General features: G+C 71.9%; 12 protein-coding genes. 4 read left to right on the forward strand and 8 right to left on the reverse strand.

Translation table 11 applies throughout. The features are described 5' to 3' along the window. Positions 1–191 precede the first annotated feature (191 nt). The 4 genes from BST28156_RS27120 to iolB all read left to right on the forward strand — a co-directional run bounded on the left by BST28156_RS27120 (position 192) and on the right by iolB (position 5925). Positions 192–2147: a bifunctional 5-dehydro-2-deoxygluconokinase/5-dehydro-2-deoxyphosphogluconate aldolase gene (locus BST28156_RS27120; RefSeq protein WP_174903820.1), complete on the forward strand. Its 1956-nt coding sequence runs from the start codon at positions 192–194 to the stop codon at positions 2145–2147. 44 nt (positions 2148–2191) lie between these two features. Continuing rightward, the gene (gene iolD / locus BST28156_RS27125) at positions 2192–4075 is read left to right on the forward strand and encodes a 3D-(3,5/4)-trihydroxycyclohexane-1,2-dione acylhydrolase (decyclizing) (RefSeq protein WP_174903821.1); all 1884 of its coding nucleotides are present in this window, start codon (positions 2192–2194) and stop codon (positions 4073–4075) included. A 70-nt stretch (positions 4076–4145) separates the two neighbouring features. Beyond that, a complete protein-coding gene (gene iolE / locus BST28156_RS27130; protein WP_174903822.1) occupies positions 4146–5075 on the forward strand; it encodes a myo-inosose-2 dehydratase in 930 nt (309 codons plus the stop codon). A 31-nt stretch (positions 5076–5106) separates the two neighbouring features. Next, on the forward strand, positions 5107–5925 hold the full coding sequence (gene iolB, locus BST28156_RS27135) for a 5-deoxy-glucuronate isomerase (RefSeq protein WP_174903823.1): 819 nt from the start codon (positions 5107–5109) through the stop codon (positions 5923–5925). 93 nt (positions 5926–6018) lie between these two features. On the opposite strand, the gene BST28156_RS27140 is transcribed toward iolB, so the two are convergent. From BST28156_RS27140 to BST28156_RS27175, 8 genes are all read right to left on the reverse strand, one after another. Continuing rightward, positions 6019–6765: a glucose 1-dehydrogenase gene (locus BST28156_RS27140; RefSeq protein ID WP_060242085.1), complete on the reverse strand. Its 747-nt coding sequence runs from the start codon at positions 6763–6765 to the stop codon at positions 6019–6021. 160 nt (positions 6766–6925) lie between these two features. Beyond that, entirely contained in the window at positions 6926–7630 is a 705-nt protein-coding gene (locus BST28156_RS27145; RefSeq protein ID WP_059518308.1) for an ABC transporter ATP-binding protein, read from the reverse strand. Then, positions 7627–8379, reverse strand: a complete 753-nt coding sequence (locus BST28156_RS27150; protein WP_060242235.1) for an ABC transporter ATP-binding protein — start codon at positions 8377–8379, stop codon at positions 7627–7629. The genes BST28156_RS27145 and BST28156_RS27150 overlap by 4 nt, the downstream gene beginning before the upstream one ends. Continuing rightward, entirely contained in the window at positions 8376–9593 is a 1218-nt protein-coding gene (locus BST28156_RS27155) for a branched-chain amino acid ABC transporter permease (protein ID WP_174903824.1), read from the reverse strand. The genes BST28156_RS27150 and BST28156_RS27155 overlap by 4 nt, the downstream gene beginning before the upstream one ends. Then, positions 9586–10521, reverse strand: coding sequence for a branched-chain amino acid ABC transporter permease (locus BST28156_RS27160; RefSeq protein ID WP_174903825.1), 936 nt, complete (start codon positions 10519–10521; stop codon positions 9586–9588). The genes BST28156_RS27155 and BST28156_RS27160 overlap by 8 nt, the downstream gene beginning before the upstream one ends. A gap of 11 nt (positions 10522–10532) precedes the next feature. Beyond that, the gene (locus BST28156_RS27165) at positions 10533–10970 is read right to left on the reverse strand and encodes an acyl-CoA thioesterase (protein WP_174903826.1); all 438 of its coding nucleotides are present in this window, start codon (positions 10968–10970) and stop codon (positions 10533–10535) included. A 172-nt stretch (positions 10971–11142) separates the two neighbouring features. Next, positions 11143–11679 (reverse strand): NUDIX domain-containing protein, encoded by a 537-nt coding sequence (locus tag BST28156_RS27170; RefSeq protein ID WP_040127193.1) that lies wholly within the window; start codon positions 11677–11679, stop codon positions 11143–11145. 105 nt (positions 11680–11784) lie between these two features. Then, a partial coding sequence (locus BST28156_RS27175) for a YbfB/YjiJ family MFS transporter (protein WP_174903827.1) occupies positions 11785–12408 on the reverse strand: 624 nt, incomplete at its 5' end.

A 12408-nucleotide genomic window follows, 5' to 3' on the forward strand; every position in this document is an offset into this window, starting at 1 on the left:
TGGAAATTTATTTCTACGTGATTTCACCTAGGGAACTGGATTTCCAAAAAGTCTAGACTGCGTCCGTAGCCCGATTCCCGGCGGCAGGCCGCTTCGCGTCGTGCAGCATCGACGCGCAGCCGCCGCCCGGCCGGTCGGTCCCCTAATCTGCCGGCATGGCCGATCGCCGGCCGCGAGCGTGACACGTGAACATGAGCCTGAACTTTCCGAGCGACCGCCCCATCGATCTCGCCTGCCTCGGCCGCGTGGCCGTGGACCTTTATGCGCAGCAGTACGGCAGCCCGCTGGAGGACGCGCGCAGCTTCCAGATGTATCTCGGCGGCTCGTCCGGCAACGTCGCGTTCGGCGTGGCGCGGCTCGGCCTCAGGACCGCGATGATCTCGCGCGTCGGCGACGAGCAGATGGGCCGCTTCGTGCGCGACACGCTGGCGCGCGAAGGCTGCGACACGAGCCAGCTGCAGACCGACCCGGAACGCCTGACCGCGCTGGTGCTGCTCGGGCTGAAGGACCGCGACACCTTCCCGCTGCTGTTCGTGCGCGAAAACTGCGCGGACATGGCCGTGCGCGCCGACGAGATCAGCGAAGACTTCATCGCCGGCTGCCGTGCGCTGGCGATCACCGGCACGCACCTGTCCACGCCGGCCACCCGCGAGGCGTCGCTGACCGCGCTCGGCTACGCGCGCCGCCACGGCGTCGCGCGGATCCTCGATATCGACTACCGGCCCGTGCTGTGGGGGCTGACCGCGCGCGGCGCGGGCGAGAACCGCTATGTGCCGGACGCACAGGTCACGCGGCAACTGCAGCAGGTGCTCGGCGAGTTCGACCTGCTGGTCGGCACCGAGGAGGAATTCCTGATCGCGGGCGGCGTGCCGCACGACCTGATCGCGTCGCTCGAAGCCGTGCGCCGCGCGAGCAGCGCGGTGCTGGTCGTCAAGCGCGGCGCGCTCGGCTGCTGCGTGATCGAGCGCGAGATCCCCGCGCGCATCGACGACGCGCCGACCTTCCCCGGCGAGCGCGTCGAGGTGCTCAACGTGCTCGGCGCCGGCGACGCGTTCCTGTCCGGGCTGCTGTCGGGCCTGCTGCGCGGCCGCGACTGGGCCGAGTCGACGCGCATCGCGAACGCGTGCGGCGCGATCGTCGTGTCGCGCCACGCCTGTTCGGCCGCGATGCCGACGCCGGCCGAACTCGAACACTGGTTCGGCGGCAGCCGCAATCCGCAGGTCGACGCCGATCGCACGCTCGCGCACCTGCATCGCGTGACGGTGCCGCGCCGCGCATGGAACGACCTGTGCGTGATGGCGTTCGACCACCGCAGCCAGTTCTACGAGCTGGCGGTCCAGGCCGGCGCGGACGAGGCCCGCATCAAGACGCTCAAGCGCCTGCTGGTGCGCGCGGCCGAGCAGGTCGAGCGCGACCGCCGGATCGAAGGTCATGTCGGCGTGCTGATCGACGGCGGCGCATACGGCAGCGACGCGCTCGCGTCGGCCACCGGGCGCGGCTGGTGGGTCGGCCGGCCGGTCGAGCTGCCGGGCTCGCGGCCGCTGCGCTTCGACGACACGCGCTCGGTCGGCTCGGCGCTCGTGCACTGGCCGACCGAACAGGTCGTGAAGTGCCTGGTCCACTACCACCCCGACGACGACGTCGCGCTGCGCGTCGAACAGGAGCAGCGCGTGCTGGAGCTGTGGGAGGCCACCCGTGCCAGCGGCAACGAGCTGCTGCTGGAAATCATCCCGCCGCGCGCGGTCACGCCCGCCGGCACCGAGGACGACGCGGTGCTGCGCACCGTCGCGCGCTTCTACAACCTCGGCGTGATGCCCGAGTGGTGGAAGCTCGCGCCGATGAGCGCGGACGGCTGGACGCGGCTCGCCGCGCTGATCGACGAACGCGACCGCTACTGCCGCGGCGCGGTGATCCTCGGGCTGAACCAGCCGCTGCAATATCTGGTCGACAGCTTCCGCTCGGCGACCAACCCGATCGTCAAGGGCTTCATGGTCGGGCGCACGCTGTGGGCCGACGCGTCGCTGCAATGGCTCGCCGGCCGCATCGACGACCAGGCGCTGATCGACGAAGTCGCCGGCAATTTCGCGCGGCTGGTGGATGCGTGGCTCGGCCGCCGCGCCGATGCCGCCCGCGCCGCCGCGGCCTGAGCTTGCCCCGCGATGACCATTCGACTCCTCTTCACCGACCAACGATGACTGCTACCGTGAGACTGACCGTCAGCCAGGCGCTCGTGCGCTACCTGGCCGCCCTGCGCGCCGAAGTCGTCCAGCCCGACGGCCGCACCGAGATCCTGCCGTACTGCGGCGGCGTGTTCGCGATCTTCGGCCACGGCAACGTGGCCGGGCTCGGCGAGGCGCTGCACGCCGAGAAGGATCGGCTGCCGACGTTCCGCGCGCACAACGAGCAAGGGATGGCGAACGCGGCGATCGCGTTCGCGAAGGCGAATTTCCGCCAGCGGATGATGGCCGCGACCTCGAGCATCGGCCCCGGCGCAACCAATATGCTGACCTCGGCCGCGCTCGCGCACGTCGGCCGGCTGCCGCTGCTGCTGCTGCCCGGCGACGTATTCGTGTCGCGCCTGCCCGATCCGGTGCTGCAGCAGGTCGAGGACTTCGAGCAGGGCGACGTCAGCGCGAACGACTGCTTCCGCCCCGTCACGCGCTACTTCGACCGCATCACGTCGCCCGAGCAGCTGCTCGTCGCGCTGCCGCGCGCGATCCAGGTGATGACCGATCCCGCACAGTGCGGCCCCGTGTGCCTCGCGCTGCCGCAGGACGTGCAGACCTTCGCCTACGACTGGCCCGAGGATTTCTTCGCGCCGCCGCTGATCCGCATGCGCCGCCCGCCGGCCGACATGCTGGAGCTGGCCGACGCGCTCGACGTGCTGAAGGCCGCGAAGAAGCCGCTGATCGTCGCCGGCGGCGGCGTGCTGTACAGCCAGGCGTGGGACGCGCTGCGCACGTTCGCCGATACGCACGGCGTGCCGGTGGCCGAATCGCAGGCCGGCAAGGGCAGCCTCGCGTGGAATCATCCGCTCAACCTCGGCGCGATCGGCGTGACGGGCTCGCCCGCCGCGAACCGCGCGGCCGCGCAGGCCGACGTCGTACTGGCGGTCGGCACGCGGCTGCAGGACTTCACGACCGGCTCGCATGCGCTGTTCGGCCAGGCGACGCTGCTGAGCCTGAACGTGCAGCCGTTCGATGCGGGCAAGAAACGCGGGCGGCAGCTGATCGCCGATGCACGCACCGGCCTCGGCCAGCTGTCGGCCGCGCTGGCCGGCTGGCAGGCCGATCCCGCATGGACCGCCGCGAACCGCGACCAGGCCGCCGCATGGAATGCGCGCGTGGCGGAACTGACGACGCGCGTGCCGAAGGACACGCTGCCGTACGACGCCGAGGTGATCGGCGCGGTACGCGACTCGGCGGCCGACGCGGGCCGCGACAGCGCGCGCGACGATCTGGTGGTCTGCGCGGCCGGCACGCTGCCGGCGGAACTGCACAAGCTGTGGCGCAGCGGCGTGCCGGGCAACTACCACATGGACTATGCGTATTCGTGCATGGGCTACGAGGTCGCGGGCGGGCTCGGTGCGAAACTCGCGCGGCCCGAGCGCGAGGTGATCGTGATCGTCGGCGACGGCTCGTACATGATGCTGAACGCCGAGCTCGCGACCTCGGTGATGCTCGGCCGCAAGATCATCGTCGTGATCCTCGACAACCGCGGCTACGGCTGCATCGAGCGTCTGCAACTGAACTGCGGCGGCGCGAGCTTCAACAACATGCTCGATGACTGCGTGCCCGAAGGCGGCGCACGCTCGACGATCGACTTCGCGATGCATGCGCGCGCGATGGGCGCCGACGCGGTGCACGTGCGCGACGTCGCCGAGCTGCGCAGCGAGATGCGGCGCGCCCGCGCGGCGAAAACGAGCCAGGTACTCGTGATCGACACCACGCACCGTCGCACGACCGACGACGGCGGCGCGTGGTGGGAAGTCGCGGTGCCGCAGGTGTCCGAACGTACCGGCGTCGAAGCGGCCCACCGCGCGTATCTCGACGCGAAGACGCGGCAGCGGCGCTGATCGCGCGCACTACCCTTCTGAACAAGCACGCGTGCGCATGCAGAAACCATTCGAACCAAGGAAGCCCGTCATGAGCTGGAACGTCCGTATCGGCATCAACCCCCTGTCGTGGATGAACGACGATCTGCCGTCGCTCGGCGGCGAAACGCCGCTCGAGACGGCGCTGAAGGAAGGCGCCGAGATCGGCTACGCGGGCTTCGAACTCGGCAACAAGTTTCCGAAGACCGGCCCCGAACTGAAGGCCAAGCTCGCCGAGTTCGGACTCGTGTGCGTGTCGGGCTGGTATTCCGGATTCCTTGCCGAAGTCGAGCCGGGCATGAGCGACGCCGACGCGGTCGCCGCCGAGATCGCGCGCTGCCGCGCGCACATGACGAAGCTGCAATACAACGACGTGAAGGTGGTCGTCTACGGCGAATGCGCGGGCACGATCCAGGGCAGCATCGACACGCCGGTCGCGAAGCGCCCGCGCTTCGTCGACGACGACGCATGGCGGCGCTACGCCGCGCGGCTCGACGCATTCGGCGCGCATCTGCTCGCAACCTACGGGATCAAGCTCGCCTATCACCACCACATGGGCGCGTACGTCGAGTCGCCGGACGACGTCGACCGGCTGATGGCGCTGACCGATCCGGCCAAGGTGTTCCTGCTGTTCGACACCGGCCACGCGTATTTCGGCGGCGCGGCCGACCCGGTCGCGCTGCTGAAGAAGCACGTGTCGCGCGTCGTCCACGTACACTGCAAGGACGTGCGGCCGCAGGTCGTCACGCAGGCGCGCAACGACGGCTGGAGCTTCCTGAACGGCGTGATCAACGGCACCTTCACGGTGCCGGGCGACGGCGCGCTCGATTACGAAGCGACGCTGCGTACGCTGAAGGACGCCGGCTACGAAGGCTGGCTCGTCGTCGAGGCCGAGCAGGATCCGGCTGTCGCGCCGAGCTATCCGTATGCGAAAAAGGGCTACGAGTCGCTGCGTGCGATCGTCGATCGCCTGAGCGCATGAGCGCCGTCATCTCATCGAGGAGCCCCACGCCATGACGATTTCACCGCTGCTGATCAAGGCCTCGCCGGACCGCGAAATCTGCAACGTCACGCCCGAGTCGGCCGGCTGGAAGCATGTCGGCTTCCGCGCGCTGCGGATGCAGGCCGGCGACGCCGAAACGCTCGACACCGGCACGCGCGAGCTGTGCGTCGTCGTGCTCACCGGCACGGTGCGCGCCGAAGTCGACGGCGTGCGCTACGACGCGCTCGGCACGCGCGACAGCGTGTTCGACGCGGTGTCGCCGGACGCGCTGTACGTGCCGGGCGGCAAGACCGTCACGCTGGTCGCGACGCGCGATGCGGAAGTCGCGCTGTGCAGCGCGCCGTCCGCGAGCGCCGACAAGCCGGTGCAGCGTCTCGACGGCGCATGGATGCGCCGCTCGGTGCGCGGGCAAGGCACCAATACGCGCTACGTGTGCGACATCCTGATGGGCGACAACCCGGCCGCCGACCGGCTGCTGGTCGTCGAGGTCATCACGCCGGCGAGCCATTCGAGCAGCTATCCGCCGCACAAGCACGACCGCGACGCGGCACCCGACGAGACCTCGCTCGAGGAAACCTACTACCACCGGATCGATCCGCCGCAGGGCTTCGCGTTCCAGCGCGTCTACACGGACGACCGCAGCCTCGACGAGGCATGCGCGGTCGAGAACCACGACGTCGTGCTGGTGCCGCGCGGCTATCACCCGGTCGTCGCACCGCACGGCTACACCCTCTACTACCTGAACGTGATGGCCGGCCCGAGCCGTGCGTGGGCGTTCAGGAACGATCCCGCGCACGAATGGATGCTCGACGCGGCGCCGACGCGCTGACGCGCGCGCCGCTGCCGCCACAAGCCTGCGATCGCCCGGCGGCGCGAGCGTTCACCGCATGATCGCGTGAGCGCCCCGCGCCGCCGCGACGGCTCAGCGCATCCCGCCGCTCGCGACCAGATGCTCGCCGGTCATCCAGCGCGCATCGTCCGACGCGAGGAACACCGCGATCGACGCGATGTCGTCCGGTTCGCCAAGCCGCCCCAGCGGCGTCCCGCTGCGCGTCTGCGCTTCGAGATCCGAACCGATGATGCCCGCGCTGTGCGTACCCTCGGTCACCACCATCCCCGGATTGATCGCGTTCACGCGAATCTTGCGCGGCCCGAGTTCGAGCGCGAGCACGCCCGTGATCGCGTCCACCGCCCCCTTGGTGCCGCTGTAGACCGCGCTGGCCGGCGGCGTGATGCTCGTCACGACCGAGCTGATGTTGACGATGCTCGCGCCTTCGCCGAGATGCTTGACGGCCGCCTGCGTCGTCAACAGCACGCCGAGCACGTTCGTGTCGAACTGCCGGCGATAGTGTTCTTCCGTGATCGCGTCGATCGGCGCGAATTCGTAGACGCCCGAATTGTTGACGAGCACGTCGAGACGGCCGTAGGTGTCGATCGCCGTATCGACGATGCGCTGCGCATCGGCCGCCTTCGACACGTCGGCGCCCACCGCGACCGCGCGGCCGCCCGCTTCCTCGATCGCCCGCACCACCGCGTCGGCGCCCGTCCTGCTGCTCGCATAGTTGACGACCACCGCCGCGCCCTCGGCGGCCAGCGCCCGCGCGATCGCGGCGCCGATGCCCTTCGACGCGCCCGTGACGATCGCGACCTTGCCTGCCAGCTTGCTCATGATTGGATTCCTCAGTCAGATAACCCGGATGGAGAACGTCGGCCGCCGCGAACGTGCGGCGCACCGGCCTTGCAGGCAATGTAGAAGCTGTCGCCGCCGCGATAAAGCGGCTCGACGCGAATTGACTGGCTCGGCCAGCCGAACAATCGGCGCGCGGCCGTCAGCCGGCGCCAAGCCACGCATCGGCGATGTCGCCGCCGAGCGTGTCGAGCGGCCCGTCGTGGACGATCCGCCCGCGCCCCATTACCGCGACGCGACGCGCCAGCCGCGGCGCGAGCTGCAGCCGCTGCTCGATCAGCACGATCGCGACGCCGTCGGCCTGCAGCGCAGCGAGGCACGCACGCACCGCGTCGACCGCGCGCGGCGCCAGCCCTTCGGCCGGCTCGTCGACGATCAGCAGGCGCGGGCCGCCGGCGAGCGCGCGCACCAGCGCGAGCACCTGCTGCTCGCCGCCCGACAGCCGGCCAGCCTTCACGTCCGCGCGCGCGGCCAGCAGCGGAAAGCGCGCGAACAGCCGCTCCAGCGCCGTGCGCGCGGCTGCGCCGCCGACGCCGCGCAGCCCGAGTCGCAGGTTGTCGCGCACGCTCAGCAGCGGAAACACGTCGCGGCTCTCGGCCACGTAGGCCACGCCGCGCCGCGCGATCTCGAACGGCCGCGCGCCCGCGCATTCGACGCCCGCGATCCGCACCGAGCCGGTCGTGCGCACCAGCCCCATCACGGCCTTCGCGAGCGTCGAGCGTCCCGAGCCGTTGCGGCCGAGCAGCGCGAGCGTCTCGCCCGGCGCCAGCGCGAGATCGACGCCGTCGAGCACCGGCTGCAGCCCGTATCCCGCGCGCAGCCCGCGGATCTCGAGCAGCGCGCTCATGCGCCGCCCTCGCCGAGATACGCGGCGCGCACGGCCGGATCGGCGCGAATCGCGTCGGGCGCGCCGCTCGCGACCACGCGGCCGCGCACCAGCACCGTGATGCGCTCGGCGAAACCGAACACCGTGTCCATGTCGTGCTCGATCATCAGCACCGTGCGCCCCTGCGTCGTCGCGCGGATCAGCGCGATCATCCGCGCCGCCTGCTCGCGGTTCATGCCGGCTGTCGGCTCGTCGAGCAGCAGCGTGCGCGCGCCGCTCGCGAGCGCGATGCCGAGATCGAGCGCGCGCTGCTCCGCGTAGCTCAGTTCGGCGGCCGGCGTCTCGCGGCGCGCGTCGAGACCGACGTCGTGCAGCACGCGTGCGGCCGCGCGATCGACCGACGCCGATTCGCGCAGCCGGTTCCACCAGCGCCGCCGCTCGGCCGGCGCATGCAGCGCCGCGCAGCGCAGGTTGTCGAACACGCTCAGGCGCGCGAAGGCGCTGGTCTGCTGGAAGCTGCGGCCGATGCCGAGCCGGCTCGCGACGACCGGCCCGCGCCCGCGCAGCTCGACGCCGTGCAGCACGACCCGCCCGCGCGTCGGCCGCGTCGCGCCCGCGATCACGCCGAACAGCGTCGACTTGCCCGCGCCGTTCGGCCCGATCAGCGCATGGCGCTCGCCGGCCGCGACGCTCAGCTCGACACCGTCGAGCACGGTCTGCGCGCCGAAGCGCTGCACGATGCCGTGCAGCGCGATCGCATTGCCGTTCATCGCGTGTCCTCCTGCGCGCCGCGCGCGAGCCGCGCGCGCCAGCCCCACAGCAGCGCGCCGATGCCGGCCGCCGAGCAGGCGACGGCCCAGCCGGCCGGCATGTCCGCGTCGATACGCCACGCGCCGAACGCGAGGCCGCTGCCGTCGTCCGCTGCAAAGCGCCACGCATAGCCGAGCTCGGTCGCGCAGACCAGCGCGATGCACCAGAACGCGCATGCGGCGACGCCGCACAGCATGCGCCACCGCTCGCTTGCCGGCGCACCGCGCCGCAACGCGTGCGCGAGCGCCGCCGCGATGCCCGCGAGCCCGCGCGGCACGGCCACCACGACCACCACGAACAGCACGCCGAGATACAGCGCCCAGCCGCGCGACACGCCCGCGACGACGATGCTCAGCGCGGTCAGCACGGCTGCGCCGGCCGCCGGCCCGAAGAAGCTGCCGGTGCCGCCGATCACCGCGGCGATCAGCACGGTCGCGGAGCGCGCCATCGACACGCTGTCGGGCGTCGCGATCTCGACGTCGATCAGCGTCAGCGTGCCGGCCACGCCCGCGAAAAACGACGCGCAGGTGACCATCGCGAGCCGCACGCGACGCGGATCGGTGCCGAGCGCCGCAACCCGCGCGGGATTGTCGCGCACCGCGTTCGCGAGCCGTGCGAGCGGCGTGCGCGTCAGCGCGTGCATCGCGAATGCCGAGCCGACGCACCACGCGGCGATCACCGCATACGCCTGCGCGGGCGCGCCGAAATGCCAGCCGAACCATGCCGTGCCGCTCGCGCGATCGATCGGCACGCCGCCGATGCCGCCGAACCACGCAGGCACGCTCCACGCGGCGGCCGCCACGCACTCGCCGAGCCCGAGCGTGATCATCGCGAACGCGGTGCCCGCGCGACGCGTCGCGAGCAGGCCGGCGAGCCAGCCGAACGCGGCGCCGGCCGCGCCGCCGACGAGCGGCAACAACGGCAGCGGGCCGCCGAAGCGGTTGAACCAGTGCGCGGCCGCGAACGCGCCGAGCCCCGCGAACGCCGCATGCCCGAACGACAGCAGCCCGGTCGTGCCGAGCTGCAGGTTGTACGACAGCGCGAGCACGACGAGCGCGGCCGTCTGCGCGAGATAGCCGAGCATCGCACCGTGCGGCCACAGCCACGCGGGCAGCGCGACGCAGGCCGCGAACAGCGTCCAGCGCGCGACGCCGGCGAACGCGGCGCTACGCATCGGCGCGCTCGCCGAACAGCCCGCGCGGGCGCGCGACCAGCACCGCGACCAGCAGCAGGTACGGCACCAGCGGCGCGAGCTGCGCGATCGACACCGCGGCGACGCTGTCTGGCAGCGCGAGGCCGGCCCACTGCGCGAGCTCGCGCAGCGACGTGTCGCTCGACGCGGCGAAGGTCTGCGCGAAGCCGACCGCGAGCGACGCGACGAATGCGCCGCCGAGCGAGCCGAGCCCGCCGATCACGACGACCGCGAACACGACGGATCCGACGGTCTCGGCGAGCGCGGGCTCGATCACCGCGAGCGGTGCGCCGATCACGCCGGCCAGCGCCGCGAGCGCGGTGCCCGCGCCGAACAGCGCGGTCATCAGGCGCGGCACGTCGTAGCCGAGCACCTCGACGGCCGCGCGATGCGTGAGCGCGGCGCGCACCACGAGCCCGATGCGCGACGCGCGCAGCAGCACGCCGAGCGCGACCAGCATCGCCGCGGACATCGCCATCATGAACAGCCGGTAGCGCGGCAGCGCGAGGCCGAACACGGTCACGGGCGCGCCGTCGAACAGCGCCGGCACCGGCGCCGGCAGCGGCGCGAGGCCCCACGCGAGCTTCGCGCCCTCGCCGATCAGGTAGGCCAGCCCGAAGGTCAGCAGCAGCTCGCTGGTATGGCCGCGCGCCTGCACGCGGCGCAGCAGCCAGCGCTCGCAGCCGGCGCCGAGCAGCCCGACCGCGAGCGGCGCGAGCACGAGCGCGGCCCAGAACCCCGCCTGCGCGGCGATGCTGTAGCCGACGTACGCGCCGAGCATGTAGAAGCTCGCGTGCGCGAAGTTCAGCACGCCCTGCACGCTGAAGATCAGCGTCAGGCCGGCCGACAGCATGAACAGCAGCAAGCCGTAACTGAGGCCGTTGAAGGCCTGGAGCGCGAACCCGTGCACCGCGCGAACCGTCAGACGGAGAGCGGCTCGAGCGCCGCGCGCAGCGCGTCGGGCAGCGCCACCGGCCGGCGCGTGCCGCGATCGACATACACGTGCACGAAATGGCCCTGCGCGGCGGGCGCCGCGTCGCCTGCCGCGAACAGCCCGATCTCGTAGCGCACGCTCGACGTGCCGAGCTTCGCGACGCGCAGTCCCGCATCGACCGCCTGCGGAAACACCAGCGGCGCGAAGTAGTTGCACTGCGTCTCGACGACGAGGCCGATCGTCTGGCCGTGCTCGACGTCGAGCACGCCCGCGCGGATCAGGTACGCGTTCACGACCGTGTCGAAGTAGCTGTAGTAGACGACGTTGTTCACGTGCCCGTAGACGTCGTTGTCCATCCAGCGGGTCGTGATCGGCAGGAAGTGGCGATAGGCGTCGCGCGGACGCGGCTGCGGCTTGTCGGACATGGCGGTGTCGGTGGCGGTCAGGACGACGTTGGATGGACGTCGCGCAGGCCCGGCGGCACGGCGCGACGGTGTGAAAGCACGGCGCGGCGACGGTGCAGCCGATCCGGCCGCCGCGCCGCGCGGATCGCTGGCGGCACGACGGTGCGGGCCGTCGCGCGGGCAAGCCGGCCCGTCACTGCCCGGGCCGGTCGACGAACTGGAAATCGAGGCCGCGCGCGCGCATCCAGTCGGCGAGCGCGTAGCCGGTGCCGGCGCGCCACGGCCGCAGCAGCGGCGGATCGACGAGCCGGTATTCGAGCAGTTCCGGCGACAGCGCGACCGTGCCCGACGCGCGCACGTGGTACGCGATGATCAGTTCGTTCTTGCGGATGAATTCGTAGACGCCGACCAGCGCGATCTGCTCGGCCTTCAGCGCGGTTTCCTCGAACACCTCGCGCGCGATGCCGTCCTCGGGCGTCTCGCCGTTCTCGAGGAAGCCGGTGATCAGCGCGAACATCCCTTCCGGCCAGGCCGCATTGCGCGCCAGCAGGATCTTGCCGTCGAGCTCGACGATCGCCGCGACGACCGGCAGCGGGTTGTTCCAGTGCACATAGCCGCACGCGTCGTCCGGGCACGCCTGGCGCAGGCGGCCGCCTTCATGGTCGGGATCGGCGCGTTCGATCAGCGGGCTCGCGCAGCGCGGGCAGAAACGATAGTCGGCAACGGTCATCGGGATACACATGGCGGGCGCGACACGGCGGCCCGCTCGACGCGGAAAGGCTTCATTCTAGCGAGTTTGCCCGCCGCGCAGATGATCCGGCCCCGTCAGGCTCGGTCATGCCGATCCTCGGGATCGCGCGCGTGCCGCCGCGGTGGTCGCCGCGAAGCCGGCCGCGCCCGCCAACAGCGCGGCGGCCGCGATCCACAGCGCCGGCGAAAACGAGCCGAAGCGCGCGGTCAGCGGCGCCGCGACCAGCGGCCCGAGGATCTGCCCGATGCCGTACGACGCGGTCGCATAGCCCATCAGCCCCGCCGCGCGCTCGCCGTGCAGGCGCCGCGCCTCGCGCATCGCGAACAGCGTGATCGCGGTGAACGGCAGCCCGAGCAGCACGCTGCCGGCCGAGAAGCCAACCGCGTTCGGCCAAAGGATGCTGGCCACGATGCCGAGCGCCTGCATCGCGCAGCCGGCCGCGAGCAGCAGCCGGTTGTCCCAGTGCCCGGGCAGCCGCGCGGCGGCGATCGCGCCGACGATCAGCGCCGCGCCGAACATCGGCCAGAACAGGTCGGGCCACGGCGAACCGGGCGGCAGCGCCGCGCGCGCGATCACCGGCAGGAAGGTCGCGGTGATGATGTAGCCGAAGCCCGGCATCCCGTACAGCACGACGAGCCACGCGGCATCCGCGCGATGGCGGCGCGCGCCGGCGGCCGGCGCGGCGGCGGCTGCATGCGGCGCGGCGGC

It is taken from the genome of Burkholderia pseudomultivorans, assembly GCF_902499075.1.
Classification (GTDB): domain Bacteria; phylum Pseudomonadota; class Gammaproteobacteria; order Burkholderiales; family Burkholderiaceae; genus Burkholderia; species Burkholderia pseudomultivorans.